Origin of the sequence: Microcoleus sp. AT3-A2 (assembly GCF_036705685.1) — a bacterium.
GTDB lineage: Bacteria > Cyanobacteriota > Cyanobacteriia > Cyanobacteriales > Microcoleaceae > Microcoleus.
The window spans coordinates 18,718-40,038 of record NZ_JAUBVF010000051.1 but is presented as its reverse complement, the minus strand read 5'-3'; the positions used below and the strand labels follow the sequence as shown (position 1 = coordinate 40,038).

12 protein-coding genes and 1 tRNA gene are annotated in these 21,321 nt (G+C 44.9%); 6 read left to right on the top strand and 7 right to left on the bottom strand.

Going from position 1 to position 21,321, the window contains the following annotated elements:
* The first annotated feature begins 145 nt into the window (after positions 1-145).
* On the top strand, positions 146-631 hold the full coding sequence (locus QUB37_RS22665) for a matrixin family metalloprotease (RefSeq protein WP_333166379.1): 486 nt from the start codon (positions 146-148) through the stop codon (positions 629-631).
* Positions 632-658: 27 nt separating this feature from the next.
* Here QUB37_RS22665 and QUB37_RS22660 read toward each other — a convergent pair whose 3' ends face one another.
* Positions 659-1,114 (bottom strand): TerB family tellurite resistance protein, encoded by a 456-nt coding sequence (locus QUB37_RS22660; protein WP_190657273.1) that lies wholly within the window; start codon positions 1,112-1,114, stop codon positions 659-661.
* A gap of 218 nt (positions 1,115-1,332) precedes the next feature.
* Positions 1,333-2,502, bottom strand: a complete 1,170-nt coding sequence (locus QUB37_RS22655; protein ID WP_333166375.1) for a DUF58 domain-containing protein — start codon at positions 2,500-2,502, stop codon at positions 1,333-1,335.
* A gap of 282 nt (positions 2,503-2,784) precedes the next feature.
* On the opposite strand from QUB37_RS22655, the gene QUB37_RS22650 reads away from it, so the two are divergent.
* From QUB37_RS22650 to QUB37_RS22640, 3 genes are all read left to right on the top strand, one after another.
* Positions 2,785-4,068, top strand: coding sequence for a PilT/PilU family type 4a pilus ATPase (locus QUB37_RS22650; protein ID WP_333166373.1), 1,284 nt, complete (start codon positions 2,785-2,787; stop codon positions 4,066-4,068).
* Positions 4,069-4,636: 568 nt separating this feature from the next.
* The gene (locus QUB37_RS22645; RefSeq protein WP_333166370.1) at positions 4,637-6,268 is read left to right on the top strand and encodes a polysaccharide biosynthesis protein; all 1,632 of its coding nucleotides are present in this window, start codon (positions 4,637-4,639) and stop codon (positions 6,266-6,268) included.
* A 562-nt stretch (positions 6,269-6,830) separates the two neighbouring features.
* Entirely contained in the window at positions 6,831-8,036 is a 1,206-nt protein-coding gene (locus tag QUB37_RS22640) for a glycosyltransferase family 2 protein (RefSeq protein ID WP_333166367.1), read from the top strand.
* A gap of 128 nt (positions 8,037-8,164) precedes the next feature.
* On the opposite strand, the gene QUB37_RS22635 is transcribed toward QUB37_RS22640, so the two are convergent.
* Positions 8,165-14,077 (bottom strand): AAA family ATPase, encoded by a 5,913-nt coding sequence (locus tag QUB37_RS22635; RefSeq protein WP_333166365.1) that lies wholly within the window; start codon positions 14,075-14,077, stop codon positions 8,165-8,167.
* A gap of 489 nt (positions 14,078-14,566) precedes the next feature.
* Here QUB37_RS22635 and QUB37_RS22630 point away from each other — a divergent pair, with 489 nt between their 5' ends.
* Positions 14,567-15,310, top strand: a complete 744-nt coding sequence (locus tag QUB37_RS22630) for a hypothetical protein (RefSeq protein ID WP_333166362.1) — start codon at positions 14,567-14,569, stop codon at positions 15,308-15,310.
* A 206-nt stretch (positions 15,311-15,516) separates the two neighbouring features.
* Positions 15,517-17,142: a tryptophan halogenase family protein gene (locus QUB37_RS22625; RefSeq protein ID WP_333166359.1), complete on the top strand. Its 1,626-nt coding sequence runs from the start codon at positions 15,517-15,519 to the stop codon at positions 17,140-17,142.
* A gap of 410 nt (positions 17,143-17,552) precedes the next feature.
* Here QUB37_RS22625 and QUB37_RS22620 read toward each other — a convergent pair.
* From QUB37_RS22620 to QUB37_RS22605, 4 genes are all read right to left on the bottom strand, one after another.
* A tRNA-Asn gene (locus QUB37_RS22620) sits at positions 17,553-17,624 on the bottom strand.
* A 107-nt stretch (positions 17,625-17,731) separates the two neighbouring features.
* Entirely contained in the window at positions 17,732-18,286 is a 555-nt protein-coding gene (locus tag QUB37_RS22615) for an NYN domain-containing protein (protein ID WP_333166357.1), read from the bottom strand.
* A gap of 193 nt (positions 18,287-18,479) precedes the next feature.
* On the bottom strand, positions 18,480-19,340 hold the full coding sequence (murI, locus tag QUB37_RS22610) for a glutamate racemase (RefSeq protein ID WP_333166354.1): 861 nt from the start codon (positions 19,338-19,340) through the stop codon (positions 18,480-18,482).
* A 142-nt stretch (positions 19,341-19,482) separates the two neighbouring features.
* On the bottom strand, positions 19,483-21,273 hold the full coding sequence (locus QUB37_RS22605) for an N-acetylmuramoyl-L-alanine amidase (RefSeq protein ID WP_333166351.1): 1,791 nt from the start codon (positions 21,271-21,273) through the stop codon (positions 19,483-19,485).
* Positions 21,274-21,321 lie beyond the last annotated feature (48 nt).

Genomic DNA, 21,321 nt, shown 5'->3' with positions numbered 1-21,321 from the left:
AAACCTGACTAAACCCCCCAAACTCCGCTGTCAGATCTGTCGTTCCCGTATCCAGCCTCAGTGGGAGTTTTGCCCTTCCTGTGGAAGAGTTCTAATTGATAATGATAGCGATTTTCGGCGTTGCATTTGGGTAGATGTATCAGGAATGGATGTCGCACCCGAAAATAAAGAAGCGATATTTTCCTTACTGATGGACGCTTTCTCCAAACTCTACGGCGCATTTAGAAGCATCAAGGTATTTTTGACCTCCGATCCCCCCGATCGCAAAGAGTGGGGCGAAGATTTTACTCATGTTTATATATTCGTGGATAGCCAGCCGGTTGACTATCTCGGCGTGGCTAGCTTCAAATCGGGAATGGTTACAGATCGGGCGACTATTCGGATTGACCAAGTATTCTATGCTTCTTGCAATGCCAGCCTTAGTCTCAATCAACTATCTAACTTAATTGCAAATACCATTGCCCATGAAATAGGACATACACTCGGACTCGATCATTCTGCACTTCCGACCGATGTCATGCACAATGGACTCGTTCATACTGTTCATAGCTTAATGCCTCCCTCATTTCACGCAGAGCAAATAAACTCAATGAACAATGCTATTCGCAGATATAAAGCCTTGAATAATTGATTGGCTAGAACCCTAAAATAGCTGAATTTAGAGATCGAATTCCCCAGGATTAATGCCTACAGCATGGCAAGCTTCTTTGACAACCTTCTTTTCATCTTTGTCAAAATTACCATCTGCACCACCGATAATAATGCCAATTTGGATGACTGCACGACCTTGATCTAGTTTTTTATTAAGTTTCCCTATCGCTTGGATAGCCTCAATTTTACCAAAATCGAAGTCCTGTGAGAGCTTCTCACAATAAAAATCAAATTTTTGCTTTAACTCCGACGCCGGAAAAATTTGGAGTGTTTTATTGGAAATTATTAGAGCCGCCGTTTTTTGTCTTTCCTCGGTATTGATAGTGCCATCAGCAGCCGCAATCAATGCACATATTGCCATGGAGGCATCAGCAAAATCATTGTTTTTAAACTTGGAAATATTGGTTTGCAGAGAATCATTGATTTGTGATACGTTCTGCTTTAATTTCTCCCAGAAAGTCATTTTTTCTCCTGTTTGGTGAATGAGATATGATGTTTATGACCGGAGTCATAGTAATCTAAGCTGCTTTTAACTTGCCAAGCAATTGCCAGACCCTGTAAGACCCTTAGGTTGATGAATTACACTCCTGTAGTGTATCATGGTTCTTGAGTTTTTAGATTAATCAAGTCAATCTTCATAACTAATCGCTCTTTCACAGGTTTGTTCGTGGTCTATCTTACTTAATAATTAAGCGCTCTTTCCAGAGTATCTTGTAACTGAAGTTCTAACGGTCGGTCGGAGCGAATTTCAAAACCCGGTAACTCATATTTGACTAACATTTTTTCGCCTGTTTTCGCAGTTGCAAACGGCCAGAGTACCCAGCGGCTGCCTAGGGAAAGAGTGCTTAAACTTGCAGAGTTTTGAGTCAACCAAATTATCGGCAGTTTCGGCCGATTATCGATCGCATCTTCCCCAGCATTAACCGCCGCTAAAGTTTCCAAAACTACCCGGTTTCCCGATACGATTCCAGTCCCGGCAGTCCAAAGTTTGACGTTTAACAGGCGCTTGCTAGCATAGAAGTAAAGAGACGCAGCTACTGTTACGGCTCGTTCAAATTCTTCTGGCTGCCACGCGGCAGCGCTGTCGAGAGCAATAATAATTTCTTGACCGCCGGCTGCAACTTCTAACTCTCTTACCCGCAGTTCTCCGTAGCGGGCGCTGGTGCGCCAGTGAATCAGGCGGGTGGGGTCTCCGTGGCGGTAAGGTCTCAGGTTGCGGGTGAGGCCTTCGGTAGCAGTTTGCGATCGACTACGATTGTAAAATTGCGGGCTGTCTTCTTGACCGATGCGATCGATCAAAGGACAAGTGCTCAACGGCAAAACTTGTGGATACACAACCGCCACCGCTTTGACTGGGCGGCTGCGTCGGCACCAAAACAACCCTAAAGGTGCCGCCGTCCTCAAGTTTACCTCTTGCCACCGATAGACCCCCCGCTGCCGAACTTCTAAATAGTATGTCTCCCTGTATATACTGTTAGGCTCTATGACTTCGATCGGGCGGACGACGGGTTCTCCCAATACAAACGGCAAGATGTCTACCAGTTGCAACAGAGTCTTAGGTTGGCGGGCGCTATTTTCGATTTCTAGTTCGACGGTGATTTGATCGCCCGCACTCACCGGTTCGATGGGGCGGCGACGGACTTCCAAGGAACGGAGCGATTTTCCAGGCAAAACAGCCGCTACTGCCAACAGTGCCAAACCCCCACCGCTGAGCACGTACAGCCACCCAGACATTGTATTAGTCGCCGACCCAAAAAAGAAAACCGTCATTCCCGACAGCAGCCAACCCGCGTAGGCAGGGGTAACAGCGCGATTTTCGAGCCAGTCGGCGATTTTGTGACCGATGTTCATAGGAGTTGAAATTGTTAATTACTCGATCGCCCCATCAAGCCTAATTGTAAAATATTCTCAGCATTTAACACCGAATTAGCTGCGAGCGATTAGATTAGAAATCGGGCATTTTTTCGCAATAAATCTACATTGACCCCGCCCAAAAACGGACACAAGCCCCCGACACTCAGTCAGGGTCGAGCCCCAAATTTTAGACTCTAGTTCCTGCTCCCAGATTAATCTGTGGAGTAAATCTAAAATCTAAAATCTAAAATCTAAAATAGACTGACTGGAGACAAAACAATGAACCCATTAAACAATCCTACACCTCTTCGACCAGAGGCTCAAGCCCGCCGAACACCGCCCCCGCCCCCGCCCTTGGCTGCAACACCCGCGCCTCCTCCACCCGCGCCGAGTGCGCCCCCCCCTGCCCAGCAGCAGCAGCGACCTGTTGAGACACCCGTCAGTACGATCGAACAAATGGTCAGAGATGCCCATAGTGCCTCGGCTTCCGACATTCACATTCGAGTAGGCCAAGTACCTCGATTTCGGATTCGGGGCGTGATGCAAGTAGCAACTAACCACCCCAAAGTAACGCCAGAAATTTTTGAACAGTACCTAGCCGAAATTCTCACCCCCGAACAGCGAAAACAGTTTGCAACTACCAAGGAATTAGATTCAGCAATTTTTTACCCTGGCTTCGTGCGGTGTCGGCTAAACTGTTTTGATTCCCTCAGTGGCGGTGCGATGGTATTGCGGTTGATTAGTTTGGAAATACCTACTATCGATTCCTTGAGGTTGCCAGAAGTTTTCAAAAGTATCATTTTGCGCTCGCAGGGATTAATATTGGTTACGGGGCCTACCGGTTCGGGGAAATCGACAACCGTAGCTGCGATGATCGACCACCTCAACCAGATGGAGCAAAAGCACGTAGTTACAATTGAAGACCCGATCGAATTCATTCACCCTTCTAAAAAATGCTTGGTCAGCCAGCGGGAAGTCGGCTTGCACACCCACGAGTTTCAACAGGCTTTGCGGGCTGTTTTGCGGGAAGATCCAGATGTAATTCTGATCGGGGAAATGCGCGATCGCGTTACCATCAATACAGCGTTGCAAGCAGCTCAAACTGGTCACTTAGTATTGGGAACTCTCCACACTCGCAGCGCCATTAACGCTCTTAATCGGTTGTTGAACCTCTACCCGCCCGAGGAACAACAGGCGATGCGGATTCAAATTTGCGATTCTTTAGTAGCGGTAATTGCTCAACTTTTGCTACCAACAGTTGACAACCGTCGGGTAGCAGTTCACGATATTTTGGTGAATACACCTGCCATGCACGATTACTTGATGAAAGGTGCTGATGATGAAGCTTTCCGATTAATGGAGCATGATACCTACGAAGGAATGCAGATTATCAACCAGGGTCTTTACAAACTCGTGCTTGAAGGCAGAGTCACGATCGAAGAAGCGGCCAAAACTTCTCCCGAACCCAGCGATTTAGACCGTCGCTTGCGAACAGGAGGCTACGATGTTGGGGATGCTCGTGGCTTTGAAGGCAGCAAAAAAGAACGCATTGTTCGCGCCTAGTAGCAGCACACATACAGGGGTAGGCACTGCAGGACTACCCCACCCATCAAGTAACAAAATTTTCAGCAGAGGGAAATATTTGATTCGAGCTTTTGTGCGTATCTTTACTTAAAATTTAACTTTATTTAGTAACAAAAAGTACATTTTACTTAAAAAGTACAATGCTATAATCAATGTCGAGTGTATTGTTAAGTTTTTTTAAACGTAGACCCTACTTTACATAAACTTTAAAATTGCGTGAAAACTCGCAGGTGATTGCAAAGAAATAGTAAAGATATGTTCCGAGTATTGCCAACACTCAGCAATTTAAGTATATAGTTGTAGTGACCAATTTTGGACAGAGAACATTCCGACTTTGCTTATATTTGCCGATCGCAAAAGTAAGCAGGTTACACAAGCGCTTAATAAAACTACAAGCAGAGCCGATGGCGTGTTTTTAGAATTAAGTAGCTTTCCCTAGAAAAAATCCTAAAACCAAGCAGACTTTTAAAGATTCTGTCCCTCGAAAATTTGTTTAACAACTCGCTTATCAGCAACTGTATTTCTAGAATTTAAAGGAGCAAAAAAAGTGAAGAGTGCATTTAACCAAAGAGAAGTGTTTGAAGGTGCCAGCAAAGCGGAAATAATCGAGCGCATCCAGCAGCTAGTTCCGCCCGGTTCCCCAGAACCCCAAGATCCTGAAATCCTCGCGACCTTACAAACTCTGACCGCACAGCTAATCGCAGCCTATCAAGCCGATGGACAATTAGAAAGCGAACCTTTTAGCGACGTGCGCGGTCGCACTATTCACCTATACGCATCCGCAGTCAGCAGCCAAATCAAAGGAAAAACCATCCTCATCACCGGTGGAGAAGGATGTGTCGGTCGTTTCTTAATCGCAAAACTCATCGAGTTAGGCGCAACTAAAATCATTTCCGCAGACAACGCCCGATGTCAAAACCCCGAAGAAAATCTCCCGCTTTTTAACCGAGAAGGTGCTGTAACTTTCTATGCCGCCGACATTCGCAACTTGGAGGCGCTCAAACACATATTTGAGGTAGAAAAACCAGCAATTGTTTTTCACCTAGCAGCCCAACGCCAACCCGGACTAGCTGAAATCAAAATCCGAGAAACAGTTACAACCAGCCTGTTAGGATGTAAACACATCATCCAACTCTGCGAAGAATACGGCGTAGAACACTGCATCTTCTCTTCTACAGGCAAAACATCTCGATATTTTACAACCGAAGTTTACGCCGCCTCGAAGAAGTTTGCCGAATGGCAATTTGCCAAAGCAGCTCAAGAAGGAGATGTGACTTACGGGATGGTTCGCTTTACTCATATGTTGGAAAATAGCTTGTTCTGCGAGCAAATGTCCAAAAAAGTAGAGCAAGGTAAAACTGTCAACGTTCACGCTCCTCACCGCTACGTAACGGCTCAAAATCTTTTTGAAGCCGTACATTTATTGCTGAATTCTCTGGTTGTGTCCGTTCCCGGAAAACTGAAATTTGTTGCGGTAAGTAATCTCGGGTGGCCGACAGAAACCTTGGAAGTAGCTCTTTATAAAATTCTTGAATCCGGCAAAAATCTGCCGATTTATTTTCAAGGACTTTTGCCGGGATACGAAGAACCGTTTTTCCTTGGACAGTTTGACTGGAAAAAGCCTACCGACATTCACCTCTTAATTAATGTTTTGGAAGATCCTTTTAGAAGCATTAACGATACTGGCGACATGGTGAGTGTAGAATTAGCTCCTTTTTCTTTGCGCGTGTTAGATAAACAAGTGTCGAAGCTCGAAAGCCTAATCATCGATCCAGATTTCCCCGAAGTGCAAATCAAGCACGCTCTTGTCGCAGCGGAAAAAGAAGTGATTGCTTCCTCTTTTGCGTGGAGTGCCCCTGAAGACTTGTTGAAGATTTTGCAATGGGGAATCAATCCGAAGAAATTGCAAGGTTACGGAACGGAAATCGCTGACTATAGCGAGATTATCGAACTCCTCCTGCAAGGAATCTGCGGGCGACTTAACCAAGAAGTCTTGCACAGTGCTGGAGTTACGACAGATGAGTTTGATGACTTAGTTGAGAGTCTTTCTACCCTGGATTTGATTCAAGCAGAAGTGGGATATTTGCGATCGGTGTCGAGATATCTCAGAGAATTTGCACCCCCCGCACAGTTCACCACAAAAAAATCTGAATCTGTTGCTATCCGCGATGCTGCATAGCTTGAACATAGTTTTGAGTTTGGAGATTGCTTGATGACTGCCCACCCACAGGAGATGAATGAGTTATATCGATTCCGGTTGCACGAGCGAAATGCTTTTTAACAGTTGACTCGGGGTCGAAAAACTGAATGCTTGAGTGTTAACTGTTGATTCGATTTTATTATTCCGATGAAACTGGATTTGATGTTAAACATCGCCTAAGTGTTTAGTGGATTAAAAACAGAACATCCCGAAACCTGGTTTCTTTTAGAAACCAGGTTTCTCCCGTGTGGGCTTGTTTTAAATTTAATTAAATTGATTGACTTAACCTTGTCAGAATCCACATGATATAATATTATTTCTGATTGAACAACCGCAATCAAATTAATTGGTAGTGAGGACGCTCGTCCTAGTAGTTTTAGGAGGACTTAAGTCCTCACAACAAAGGTGATAACGGTGATTTTTTGCAGGCATGATAGGATGATACTTTAGATAGAGTGGCGCAGGGACTTAACAAAGGGGCATTTAAATTAAATAAGATCAATGAACGCCACGAATTAAATTAAATTAAGGTACTAGAATTGTGGAAATTAATCAGCTACTGTTCCTATTGATTGATGTTGCGCTATGGGCGATCGCCCTGATCCTTCTAATTCCCGTTGCAGTTCTATTTCTAGAATGCAGTGCAGCTTTATTGTCCGGCCAGGGCGAGACAGCGGAAACTAAAGCGCCCCGCCCCAAAGTAGCAGTTTTAATTCCCGCTTACAACGAAGCAGCAGGAATTGCCGCCACCATCTCCACCATCTTGCCACAGCTAACACCTCAAGACCGCTTGTTAGTGATTGCTGACAACTGCACGGACGCCACGGCAGAAATCGCCCGTAACTGCGGTGCAAGTGCGATCGAACGCCAAGACACACAACGCAAGGGCAAAGGATACGCACTGGATTTTGGCTTGCAGTCGATCGAATCAGACCCCCCAGAAGTAGTCATCATGGTTGATGCAGACTGCATCTGTCAGCCAGACTCTATAGAAAAATTAGCCCGGGTTGCAGTTGCTGAACAAAGACCAGTGCAAGCAACATATCTCATGGAACAGCCACCAAATCCTACTCCTAAAGATTCCATTTCTGCTTTAGCATTTCTTGTGAAAAACTTAGTCCGTCCCAGCGGATTAAAACAGTTAGGATTCCCATCATTACTAACAGGTACTGGCATGGCTTTTCCCTGGTCGATAATTCGATCGGTTTCCCTAGCTAGCAGCAATATTGTTGAAGATATGCAGATGAGTTTGGATTTGGCGATCGCCGGACACCCAACAGTATTCTGCCCCGAAGCCAACGTTACCGGGTGTTTGCCACAGCAGCAGCAAGCAGCTAAAAGTCAAAGAACCAGGTGGGAACACGGTCACATACAGACATTGTTAACTCAAACTCCCCGGCTGACAGCAGCTTCAGTCGAGCAAAAACGTTTTGACTTATTGGCGATCGCCCTCGACTTATCCGTCCCACCCCTATCACTGTTAGTAGCTATCTGGCTAGCTGCTTTTGCCACCTCTTTACTAGCAGCAATTTTGGGAACATCTCCAATTCCCGCCGTCTTGTTAGCAGTACAAGGATTGCTGATTTTAGTTTCAATTGTCGGCGCTTGGGCCAAATTCGGGAGGTCCGATATTTCCGGTTCCACTTTGTTATCTGTACCTTTTTACATCCTGTGGAAAATACCTTTGTATCTGGGTTTTCTCCTGAAGCGCCAAACCAAATGGGTGCGGACAGAACGCGATGTTTAATATTTAGATTGATAATTGGGAACCGCAGATATCAGCAGATAAACACAGATGAACGCAGATACAATTCTATCTGCGTTCATCGGCGTTCATCTGCGGTTAAAAAAATCTTATAAAAACTAAAAAAAACTTCACTGCTTCACGGGAATTTCAATCACAAACTCAGCCCCTTCACCGGGCGCGGAAAAGCACATTAACTTCCCGCCGTGTTTCTCTACTACAATCTGATAACTGATACTCAACCCTAAACCGGTACCTTGGCCCACAGATTTTGTAGTAAAGAAAGGGTCAAATATTCGCGATCGTACTTCCTCCGTCATCCCCCGACCATTATCAGCAATGTAAATTCTCACCCAGTTTTTGTCGCATACCTCAGTCCGAATCTCAATCTTTCGCTCAAAGATTGGAGATAAAGGATTTTCTAGTTTGGCAGTTGTCTCCGGCCGCCCAACTCCTAACTCCATTGCATCAATTGCATTGCTCAAAATATTCATAAACACCTGATTTAACCCAGAAGCATAACAATTTACCTCCGGCAGTTGACCGTACTCTTTAACTACCTCAATGCCATGTCCGACTGCATCCTTTTTCAACCTGTGCTGCAAAATTAGCAGAGTCGAATCAATCCCGGAGTGAACATCCACTGGTTTCATCTCGGCTTCATCCAGGCGTGAGAAATTCCGCAGGGACAGCACAATATTGCGAACGCGATCGACCCCAACCTGCATTGATTTTAGAATTTTGGGCAAATCTTCTTGAATAAAAGCGAGGTCAATATCTTCTGTTTTAGCAACAATCTCAGGATTAGCATTCGGGTAAGACTCCTGGTAAAGATCAATCAATCCCAGCAAATCCGAGCTATAATCGTTAGCATGGAGAACATTGCCATAAATGAAATTAATCGGATTATTAATTTCGTGAGCAACCCCCGCCACCAACTGCCCCAAAGAAGACATTTTTTCAGTTTGAATTAATTGAGTCTGCGTCGAGCGTAATTCGGACAAAGTAACTTCCAATTGTGTCGCTTTTTCTCTCAATTGCCCCTCCGACTGTCGCAAAGCATCCTCCGCTAACTTGCGCTCCGTAATGTCCTGTATCGTCCCAAATAACTTAATCACCTTACCGCCATCAAAAATAGCTTGCGCCTTAACATAAATATATCTGACAGCTTCATCATGGCGCAAAATTCTCAATTCAAACTCACAAGGCTTTCCTAGCTGAATAATCTTCTCTAATCGCTCTAACCACAACTTTAGGTCATCTGGATGAATTTGCTTCCTGTGTTCTAAAATAGTGGGTTCTGGTAGTTCAGGGTCAAGACCAAAAATTCGGAATACTTCCTCAGACCAAGTTAATTTATCCCCCTCCAAATCAAATTCCCAGTTGCCGAGGTGCGCCAGTTTTTGAGCTTCTTGCAGCTTAGCTTCTTTAGTTTTTAATTCCTGCGTGCGCTCTTCTACTCTCACCTCCAGCGTCCGCGAATAATCCTCCAACTGTTCCTTAGCCGCCGACAAATTAGCAACAAGTACGGCATTCTCCAGAGAGATAGCCGCTTGGGAAGAAAGCATTTTTAACACCTCCAATTTGGTTGGATAAAACGCTTCAAAAGTTAAATTATTTTCCAGATAAAGAATGCCTACGAGTTTGCTTTGATTCAGAATGGGAGTACAAAGCGCCGATTTCACTTGCCGTCTTTTAATATAGGGGTCATCTGTAAATAGACCTTCCCTAGCCGCCTGACTTAAAACCACATCAGAGTGCGTCCTTTCAACATAATTAATCACCGTTATTGGTAAAACCTCCGCTGGAGCAACTGTCGGACATTGCTCAACTGCAACATCCGAAGACTCCACCGATGCCGCTGCTTCAATCCGCAATTTTCCGTCCTTGGGCATCAGGAGAAAACCTTTTTGCGCCCCAGCATTCTCAATCACCATTTTCATTAACTTTTCTAACAACTTGTCCAACACAATTTCACTAGCTAGCGCTTGAGATGCTTTAACAACAGTTGTCAAATCCAATAAACTACTGTGACTGCTGCTAGTGCTATAATTAGTGCTAGTAATAGTTCGATCGGCGCTGGCTTTTCCCACCGATGCAGGCGGTAAAGAACTCGGATACTGTGACTCCAAATGTTTTACCTTGGCGGTTGCTCCCCAGTGAATATAGCCATAGTAAGCATCTATCAGATAAGTCTGAGCTACTTTATTTCGACCGTTATCTAGATAAAATTCTGCAGCTAGTTCATTGGCTAGGGCTTCTTCGTGGATGTATTCATGGTTCGATGCTCCTTTCACCGCTCGATCGTAATACAGAGCAGCTTTTTCATATTGTCCCAATACTCGCGCTTTTTCTGCCTCTACTAAGTCATATTTGTGCTGATAATTTCCCGGAGAGTTCAAAGCCCAATGCTTCATTTTTTTCTGAAGCGAACCAACTTTTTTTAAATGTTTCTTCTGTTCGATTTTTGAAGCTGTGGGATACAAAGCTAAGAGTGCTAGGGAATAGTAAAAATTGTGGATGGGAACATACATCGAAGACATCGCACCCTCAGAATAATTTGATGCTGTCGCGGCATTTTCAGCAGATTTAGCATAATCTTTAAATATATAATTTAGCCACGTTTTATAGAAAAATACTACAAATAATACCAGATTATTTTGACCCTCCATTAATGCTGGTAGCATAGTTTCTTCATTAAACTTTTCGCCAGTCAATAGGCAAGGATTGTCTGTTTTTCCTTGCAAATTTAAGACAACTTGCGCCCCAACTTTAGCTTTATAAATCATAGATTCATTCTTATAATTAACCAACATTTGAATATATTGATTCTGCTTAGTTTCCACGGAGTCCAGAGGTTCGCCGCTCAAAAATATATAATTGCTGTAAAAACTCGCACAATAACAAGCATTACTGATATCTCCCGTTTCTATTCCGCTCTGAATACCCTCAATTAAACCTGTAAAACTTGCTCGGCCCCCCTCAGACCAGTGACGGATAAAACTATTAAAAATTAGTGAAATTTGAGAGTTGTGCAAGTTGGTGTGGAATCGTTCTAAAAGTGCCTGAGCCATTTGACCGTATCGGTATCCAGCATCCATATCGCCTAACACCCCACACTGGAGCGAACCATAGTTTCCATATCCGAAACTAGATAGCGGCGCATTTCCGTATTTAAGAGAAAGTGTAACCATTTTAAAGACTATCAATGGGAACATATCGGGTGCTGCTACAAAAGTAGCCGGACTCATGTTCATTAAAATCCGTAGAACCGCAATTTTATTAGGGTCAGCCATTGGCGGCAGTTCCAATAAATCCTCAATCTGCTTATTTCTTAAAGCTAGTTTTGTCAGAAATAGCTCCTTGAGTATCTTCAATTTTTGTGGGGTTCTTGGGATGTACACTCCCAGCATTTTTAAAGCTTCTAGAGCTATATCTATCGCAGCTTGGGGTTGATTTTGATTAAAGTAAAAACTAACTTTTAGCTCGTAAACTTTGACTTTTTCTAGCAAATTTTGGGTACGTAATATAATAATCTCTGATAGCTGGAACGCTCGCTCAAAATCGGTATTTATATAAGACAATTCCAGCGCTTCGGTATGGAGTTCCACCATTAAATCGTAGTGACTCTGCCAAGCTCGATCGGGTAGAAGTGCTAGAGCTGCATTAAAATATTTGAGTGCTCCTTCATAGGCGGCAGAATTCTTAGCTTTCTTGCCAGCTATGAGATTAAAGTTAGCTAGTTCATATCGCTGTTCCTCATTTGTGATAAATTCCACCCCGATATTGAGTTGGTTGACAATATCAAAGATATTTTCTGCTATCTCCGATGCCGTAGGGGCTGTGCCCCCGTGCCCGCCCTGCTGCAGTAGCAGGTATCCGATTTTTAAGTGGGTTTGTTTTTTCTGAGAGTCAGGGATGAGAGAATAGGCGGCTTGCTGTACGCGATCGTGCAAAAATCTGTAAGATATTGGGGATTGAGCGCGACTCGCACCTCCATCCCCATCGGATTGCCGCTGGGAGTCGCTTTCCTCGTCAAAAAGGGGAATTTTGTAAGCATCGCTCGTTGGTAGAATTAAACCAGCTTGAAGCGCATTCCATAAATCAGCCGCCGTTTCCGAGCCGGATTTTTCCCTAACAATTGCCAAATTTTCTAAATTAAAACGGTTGCCTATACAAGCAGCTAATTTTAATACTTGCTGCGTCTCCTCCGGCAGTTGTTGAAGATTCCGAGCAACTAATTCAACGACACTGTAATCTGCAATGCCGGCGGCTTCAATTTCTATGATGTCCCATTGCCACGCACCCACAGTGAAATCAAAAGTTAAAAGTTTTTCTGAATAAATAGTTGAGAGAAGTTGAGTTATAAAAAAAGGATTTCCGCCAGTCTTCTTGAAAATCAACTCTGCCAGTGACTTGAAGTTTTCAGTTTCATTACCTAAAGTATCCCGCACTAGCTCAGTAACGCTGCTCACCTCTAGACACGGGAGCATAATGTGATGCACCTGAACACCAGTCTGTTGAATTTTTTCGACAGTTTGAACTAAAGGATGAGTCGAATAGACTTCGTTATCTCGATAGGCTCCTATCAGTAAAAAATATCTGCTCTCCAAGTCTGTTGCTAGTTCCTGAATCAATTTTAAGGAAGCTAAATCTGCCCACTGCAAATCATCCAAAAAGAGAACTAAGGGGTGTTCTGCTTGGGCAAACACCTTCAAGAATTCTTTGAACAATCGATTAAAGCGATTTTGAGATTCTGTCGGCCCCAATTGTGGAACAGCAGGCTGGGAACCAATTATTAGTTCGACAGAAGGGACAACATCAATAATAATTTGACCGTTTTGACCTAGCCTCGACAAGAGCTTTTCTTTCCAAATTGCCAACTCGTCTGAGCTTTTTGTTAATAACTGCTGCATCAATGACTCAAAGGATTGAGTCAGTGCAGCATAAGGAATATCTCGTTTAAATTGGTCAAACTTGCCAGCTATAAAATAACCCCGCTGCCTGACAATTGGTTTGTGAATTTCACTGACAACTGAAGTTTTGCCGATGCCTGAGTAACCGCTTACCAACACCATCTCTGTTTTCCCAAAGCTGACTCGCTCGAATGATGCCATCAAATCAGCGACTTCTTGTGTGCGGCCGTAGAGTTTTTGGGGAATCAAAAATTGACCGGATTTGTCAAGTGTCCCTGGAATGAAATTTTCTATTTTGCCAGTAGTTTGTAGCTGAGTTAGACAATTTTCCAGATCGGCTTTTATTCCAAAGGCACTTTGATATCTGTCTTCGGCATTTTTAGCTAATAGTTTCATGACAATGGATGAAACCATCTGCGGGACTTCATTGTTTCGTTGATAAGGAGGAACTGGCGTTACCGCAATGTGGCTGTGAATTAATTCTAATGGGTCGGTTGAGTTAAAAGGCAAATCTCCTGTCAGCATTTCATAAAAGGTGATGCCTAGAGAGTACAAGTCTGTTCGGTAGTCGAGGTCTCGGTTCATCCGACCGGTTTGCTCTGGGGATATATAGGCTAGAGTGCCTTCTAGCACGGTGGCATTGCTATTTTGGTGGACTTCTCTAGATAGGCGCGTTGCCATGCTAAAGTCGGTGATTTTTACTTGTTGAAAATCTGGGGTAATGATAATATTTGAGGGTTTTATATCTTTATGAATTATCTGGTTTTGATGCACTTCTCCGAGAGTTTGAGCCACTTGAATAGCCAGCGGCAAAAACTTCTGAATTTTAATCCTTTTACCCGCTAGATGGTGTTTGAGAGATTGACCGCCACAATCTTCTAATATGAAGGCGAAACTGTTTTTATATTTTTCTAAGCTATAGGGTTGGACAATCCCTTCGACTTTGAGATTTGAGCTAATTTTGTATTCATGTCTCAAGCGGGTTATTTCTTCTATTGTGGGATATTCGGTATTGAGTGTTTTAACGATGACTGATGCTCGATCTGATTCCCTGACTGCGCGATAAATGATGGATTTCACACCAAGTTGAACAACTTCTGTGATTTTGTAACCGGGAAGTGTATTCATGAGTTTTATTCTCTGACGAAGTTTTGGGTTAACATTGCGCTTGGTATTGATCGGAGCGCGGGCGGACGGCACTTAAGTATTTTTTGTAAGTGGGATACTTTAAAATATCAATAATTACTCAGGGATTTTTTAGATAGCGAGATGCCTAAACTTTGAAAGTGCGAGGACGGACGGACAGCCGAACATCTGGTTTGAACTCCGACTTAATCATGTACGGTCTGACACCTCACCCAGTTGATTACAATATTGTAACATATTCTGTGATTTCGCTCGCACGCATGAAAGACAAATCCTTATGAATTCAAGGTTTAGCTAACTTTTTGACCCTTGTTACCAAGAAAAAATTAGACGCCCGGGGGCTGGAAAACATTGGTTTAGGCGATCGAGATCACAACTAGACGTGATGTTAAACACAAATATTATTGATTCAAATCACATTTACGTCGTGATTAAGTTACTAGCCTATTGATCAGAATCAGGTGCATCACGATGAAAGAAGTATTAGCTTTAATTGAAAAGAAGAAGCAAGAATTTGCTAAATCTGGGCTATTTGAGTTTATGCGAGACAAAAGTATAGACCCAAGACAACGCCTAGCTTTCGCTCCCTGCATTGCTCACTTTGCAATGAGTTTTGGTGAATTGAACAAGTATGTCCTCCGAGAAGAACCAACCAACGATCCTCTTCAGGAAATAGTCAACAATCATACTTATGAAGACGATCATCACTGGTTGTGGCTTTTGAAAGATTTGGAAACACTGGGTATTAACAAATCATTGAAATTCAGCGATTCTTTGAAGTTTATCTGGAATGAAGAAACAAAAGCTTCGCGGTTGGTAACATATCAAATGTTTCGATATGCTTTTGGAGCCAGTCCGATCGCTAAGCTAGTAATCGTGGAAGTGATAGAAGCAACGGGTAGTGTGGTCTTGTCAGCGACAGCATCAGTTGCAGAAGAACTACGACCAATTACCCAAAAGGAGCTTGTTTATTTTGGCTGTTCTCATTTGGCTGTGGAAACAGGTCATACTACAGGATCACCGGAGGTGGAGCAATCGCTCAACAAAATACAACTAACTATTGAGAGCCGTCAAGAGGCTTTTGAGATAGTTGAGAATTTGTTTGCAGTTTCCACGGAACAGATTGCTGAGCTTCTGGTTTATGCAAAAACCCATAGCTTTGACCAACCTTTTGCCGAACCCCGCGAGATTTTACAACCTTTAAAAGCTGCGTAGCTTACCGGATGTAAAATTTTCAACTCTTAGAACCAGACAAATCTTAGAATCAGATTATTGCTGCAAAAGTAGGTTGGGTTGAGGAACGAAACCCCACCTACTTTCTGTTTTCTGGAAATAAGGTGTGCAGCCCGAATTTGTCTCGTCAATGCTCAAATAATGACGATAATCTATATCTAGCACATTCTTTAGGAGGTACTATTATCATGTCATCACATACAATAAATGTTGTAATTGTTGGTGGTGGTTCAGCAGGTTGGATGACTGCGGCGTATTTGAGCAAAGCCCTGGACAAAAATGTTCATATTACTCTAGTAGAGTCTTCCAACATCACAACGATTGGAGTAGGTGAAGCAACTTTTAGTAGTATCAAGTCATTCTTCGATTTTCTTGGCTTGCAAGAGTATGAATGGATGCCAAAATGTAATGCCACTTATAAAATGGCGATTAAGTTTGTTGATTGGAATTCAGACAAAAGACACTTCTTCCACACTTTTGAAAGATTTGACTTTATAGATGGGTTCAGTATCTCTGAATGGTGGCTGAAACTGAAAAGTGGCAGTGAGCCATTTGATTACTCCTGTTTCATGGCACCGACACTATGCGACAACCAGAGGTCTCCCAGATTTCTGGACGGCAAAGTCTTCGATGACAGAGTTGAACATTTATTTTCCCACGCTCATTTAGCTGAAAAAAGACTTATAACGCTTGCTGATGCAGAAGGACAGTATCCTTATGCTTATCATTTTGATGCGAATCTAATTGCCCGGTTCTTGAAAGATTATTCAACACAGAGAGGCGTGAAGCAGATTGTTGATGATGTGGTAGACGTAAAGTTAACAGAGGACGGAAGCATAGATTGCATCCATACCAAAGAACACGGCAGTATCAGTGCGGATCTGTTCGTAGACTGTACTGGTTTTCGCGGTCTACTGATCGACAAAGCTCTTAATGAGCCATTTATTTCTTTTTCAGAGTCACTACTCTGCGACAGCGCAATTGCTATGCAGGTACCTGCTGATATCAAGAAAAATGGGATCGACCCTTATACAACGGCAACCGCGCAGAGCTCTGGCTGGATCTGGAATATACCTCTTTACGGAAGAATAGGCACGGGGTACGTTTACTCAAGTGCGTTTATCTCTAAAGAGGAAGCAGAGCAGGAATTTCGCAAGCATCTGGGAGACGCTTCTAATAATTGCGAAGCATCACATATCAAGATGAGAATTGGACGAAACAGGAACTCATGGGTGAAAAACTGTGTAGCTATAGGTCTTTCCAGTGGATTTGTCGAACCATTGGAGTCTACCGGGATATTTTTTATCCAGCATGGAATTGAAGAGCTAGTCAACCACTTTCCAGGCAAGTCATTTAGTGAGGAGTTGATCCGAAACTATAATAGAGCTATCGCTAACTGTATAGATGGTGTTCGGGACTTTTTGATACTCCATTACTATGCTAGCGATCGATCGGATACACCGTTTTGGAAAGCAACCAAGCACGAGATTAAGGTTTCAGAGGAACTGCGTGAGAGGTTCAACTTGTGGAAAAAGAGGCTACCAAATAAAAAGAATATCAATCCAAATTTTCACGGCTTTGAGACATACTCTTATTCCGTAATGTTGCTCGGACTCAATCATAAGCCTGAAGGCAGTTTACCGCTTCTGGAGCATATTGATGACGAGAAGGCATTAGCCAAGTTCAACCTGATTAAGCAGAAAGCCCATTACCTGAGTGCTACTTTGCCATCTCAGTACGAATATTTAACGCACGTAATGAAATCTCAAGAGCGGTCAGAGTATGTTAGCGAAAATGACTTATGCCTATCCTAAATAACGTGAGTTAGACGGCTAATCCAATGGCCTCACGATTGACGAGATTGGCAAGTGGGGGTTTGACAATACAGTCCTGGACGCAGGCACACTACATACAGCATATTTCATGTAGATGTGGTACACACAATCTTCTAGCCCGTGTAAGGTGCGTCGCCACCGTCAATCTGCAAGTTTTATCCACCAATATTTCGCAGCGACGCACCCTACAGATTAACACTACAAGAAATTGAGGACACGGCAATATTGAGGACACGGCATTGCCGTGTCCCTACCCCAAAACATTGATCGCCCGATTAATTGTAGGGAAACGGCACGTGCAGTTTCCTAACTGTGCGTAGTATTAATTCCGAAATTATTCAAAACTAAAAGTCTGAAGTTGGAAAATTCCAGCTTCAGACTTTTACTAACTCCCCGGGTAGGATTTGAACCTACGACCAATCGGTTAACAGCCGACCGCTCTGCCACTGAGCTACCGAGGATTGGGGGTTTTTGTTACCCACATTTACTAACAATAGCTGAACTTACTCGATTTGGCAAGGCCTTTGAGAAACTTTTTTTTTATCAGACAGCGAGCGGGTTTCAGCAGTTAATGCAGCCCCATTCTCAACTTGGCGAGGCGCTGCTGGGATTCTGGATCGAGGGAACTGGAGAGAAAGCGACTGGAATTTTGTTTGCGGGATTTGTGCCGACGCTCGCTGCGGCGGGCGGTGGATTCTACATCAGCCGCTAGTTGCTCGGCGGACATCCATTCGGCACCGTAGCCGACTACGGTCAATTGCTGCGCTCGGTCTGATGTGGCGACAATCATGCGGCCTTTGCCTTTGACCGATCGCAACTCGTAGCGCAAACTAGCACAAGATTTTTCAATATAAGTATCTGCTGTCTGACCGAAGTCAGTGTAGTGCACCGATAAATTTTTAGTAATAATTTCTTTAACGCCGGGAGTATCTCGATAGTGCGCGTCAAACACCAGTCGAGCCTCAAAATCTTGAACGGCGCTGTAGTTAACTAAAATCTCTATTAACTCGCGGCGAGCTGTTTCGAGTTCGTCGCGATCGCGCTTCTCTCGGAGTCGAGGCCAAAGTCCAATTATGTTATAGCCGTCTACAAGTAAAACTGCTTGCGATACATAGGTTGACATGGTTCAAGGCTGAATAGCTCCAGCACATATAGGACGTTATTTGCATTGTTAATCAAAGCTTTTCTTCCATATTATTACCTATTGATGTGTAATTGCTAGGCTCGATCGCAATAATTAAACCCCCCAGAGCCAGCTTTACTGCGGTTTTGGGGGGTTAGATTTGCTCGATCGAACAACCGATAGATTTTCCGGCTTATTCGGCAGATTCCAGGGATACGGGCGATGGCTTACGCCCCGCTTCGCTAGGTACAACTGTCGGCAGGGATATTTTCTCAACAGCAGGAGTACAACCGAGCCACTGCACCGACAACTCCGCGAACTGCTGCGGGGGGCCGCTCACGCAAAAACGAGTCGGTAGCGCAGTACCAGGATTTCGCAGCCCCAAAAGCTCCAATTCTCTGGCAGCAGCAGCCACCACCCGTACCGCAGGATCGATCAATGTCACCCCAGCAGGCAAAAGCGAGCGAAGCACAGGAGCCAACAGCGGATAATGAGTGCAGCCGTAAATCAGCGTATCGATGCGCTGCTGAATCAAAGGAGCCAAATATTCCCGCGCCACTTCACAAGTATAAGGGTCGTGAATCCGGTTTTGCTCCACCAGCGGCACAAAAGCCGGACAGCTAACCTGCCACACCAGGCAAGAATCGTCCATCTCCAAAATCGCATTTCGATAAGCATTGCTAGCAGCCGTAGCAGGAGTTGCGATGACCCCGATCCGCTTGCCTTGCTGCACCGCAGCCTGCGCCCCCGGCAGAATAACTCCCAGCACCGGGATATCAAATTCAGCCTGCACCATCTCCATAGCCAAAGCAGAACTGGTGTTGCAGGCCATAATGACCATTTTGACATCCTGTTCCACCAACCAGGCCATAATTTCGCGGACAAACTCCACAATTTCCGACGGCGTGCGAGTGCCATAAGGCAGCCTCGCCGTATCTCCAAAATAAAGTATCGATTCGTTGGGCAATTGTTGGTACAACTGGGTCAAAACAGTCAAACCGCCCACGCCGCTGTCAAAAATACCGATTCTTTGTTGTCCAGAGTCTGTTGTCATTTGTTAATAGTTAGTTATCTGTTGGCAGTTGTCAGGAAAGCTGTTGTCAGTTGACACGAAAGCAGTTGGCAGTTGTCCCATGCCCGATGCCCGATGCCCGATGCCCGATGCCCGATGCCCAATGCCCGATGCCCCATTACCATTATCTTTGTTGAAGATAAACTAAAATGCCGCGAGCGATCGAAGCAGCCATTTGACTGCGGTAAGCTGGGTCAGAAAGCCTAGCAGCATCCTCAGCACCGGTCACAAAACCAACCTCCACCAAAACAGAAGGCATAGAAGTCTTCCTCAAAACATAAAATCTCGCCTGCCGCACCCGGCGGTCAGTCGCCCCCGTCCCCTGCAAAATACTGCCGTGAATCACCCGGGCCAAATCTTCCCCGCTACCGAAATAATAAGTCTCAATCCCACTGATATCCGGCCGGCTCATATTAATCGCATTAGCGTGAATGCTGACAAACAAAGTAGCATCCACCCGTTCCGCCAAAGAAACTCTCGGTTCCAGGTCGATTTCGCTGTCGTCAGTCCGAGTCATCACCGCCTGCACCCCCTGCTGTTCCAGCAGCCTCGCCACCTGAAACGAGATATCCAAAACAATCTCCTTCTCCTGAATGCTCTGAATCCCGACTGCCCCAGGATCGCGGCCACCGTGACCAGGATCGATCGCTACTACGGCGCGGCGGTTAGAAACTTGGGGCAAATCGTCGCTTCCGAGAGTCCTTCTCGGCGGCGACAAATTGGGAGTGCGAGTCAAAGGTTGCTGCGCGCTAGCATTAGAGCGCAACTGCAAAGACAGCAACTGCGGGTTTGGTCTCGTCACCCTACCTACCTCTACCCCAGATCGCGGCTGCACCCAAATCACCACAGTCTCCGCATCTTCTTGGCTGGCAGTAAACGATACAGGACTGTTGCCATCAAGCTGAGGAATTTCCCCGGTCAGGACACTAGAGGCGATCCTGATCCAGTAAGCTCTCGACCCTTGATCCCACCCGCTGGTATATGAGACTTGGCGGTCAGTTCTCACCACCAGTTGCGTGCCGTTACTGGCTAAATCAATTGACTGAACTCTCGCTAAATTTCCTTGAGCTTGTCTAGCCGGAGGATCTACAGTCAGGCTGCGGGAAACCGAGGGCTGTCTTACTACACTTCCAGGCAATAGAACAACCCCGCCCAAATTGCTCACTGACGCCCGCCACTGAGTATTAGGACTCTTCATCCGCAAAGTCACGCGGGTAACGGGCGGGTCTGTTGGCAGTTGCCGGACTTCAATCTTGTCAACCCCGTGCTGACCGTTAGTTTGAGGCTGTTGGCTGCTTAGGCTTGGAGCTAAACTCGCTCCTTCAATATCGAGGGTGGCGATGTCCCCTGCCCGACTTTGTTGAAAATTAATTTGGGGGCGACCGCCCGCAGTGCGGACTAAAAAACCGTCCGCCGTTACCTGAACGTTTTGAACTACAGTCGCCTCGGCAGACTGGGCTTGGGATGCTGAAGGTTCAACTGATAACCTTTCTCCCCCTGGCTCTGAAATCGGATTTTGAGTTTCTGCCCGCACCGGCGTTGGCAAATCCACTGTCCACTCGCTCGGAGAAATACCCCGGAATTTTACTTGCTGAGGGTCTATAGTAAACCCGTCTCTGATCTCGACCACAATTCTGGTCGTATCGTTGTCAAACTGACCTACCCGCACCGATTCGATCGCCCCTGAGAGCGGTTTGCTGACCGAGGGACGACCCAGACTTGTCCCCGGCAAGTCGATTACCAACCGCATCGGGTTGAAAATCAGTTGAGCCTTGGGTTGTACTCCCCCATCTGTTGTAATGTAAAGCCGGTTCTCTGAAGCATCAAACCGCCAAGATTGCAGTCTAGCTGCTTCGGCGGCTCCGGCGAGCAAAAATACACTTAAGAAACTCGGTAGTAGCCAGTGGAATTTCACGACAGTTTTTTCCTCGTTTGCGTTACTGCCAAAAGCTGGAAGGGCGCT

What these genes read in the sequence shown, in the direction of transcription:
- QUB37_RS22660 (WP_190657273.1), bottom strand. Translation starts at nt 1,114, where the DNA reads ATGACTTTCTGGGAGAAATTAAAGCAGAACGTATCACAAATCAATGAT.
- QUB37_RS22625 (WP_333166359.1), top strand. Translation starts at nt 15,517, where the DNA reads ATGTCATCACATACAATAAATGTTGTAATTGTTGGTGGTGGTTCAGCA.
- murI (WP_333166354.1), bottom strand. Translation starts at nt 19,340, where the DNA reads ATGACAACAGACTCTGGACAACAAAGAATCGGTATTTTTGACAGCGGC.
- QUB37_RS22635 (WP_333166365.1), bottom strand. Translation starts at nt 14,077, where the DNA reads ATGAATACACTTCCCGGTTACAAAATCACAGAAGTTGTTCAACTTGGT.
- QUB37_RS22655 (WP_333166375.1), bottom strand. Translation starts at nt 2,502, where the DNA reads ATGAACATCGGTCACAAAATCGCCGACTGGCTCGAAAATCGCGCTGTT.
- QUB37_RS22665 (WP_333166379.1), top strand. Translation starts at nt 146, where the DNA reads ATGGATGTCGCACCCGAAAATAAAGAAGCGATATTTTCCTTACTGATG.
- QUB37_RS22630 (WP_333166362.1), top strand. Translation starts at nt 14,567, where the DNA reads ATGAAAGAAGTATTAGCTTTAATTGAAAAGAAGAAGCAAGAATTTGCT.
- QUB37_RS22650 (WP_333166373.1), top strand. Translation starts at nt 2,785, where the DNA reads ATGAACCCATTAAACAATCCTACACCTCTTCGACCAGAGGCTCAAGCC.
- QUB37_RS22615 (WP_333166357.1), bottom strand. Translation starts at nt 18,286, where the DNA reads ATGTCAACCTATGTATCGCAAGCAGTTTTACTTGTAGACGGCTATAAC.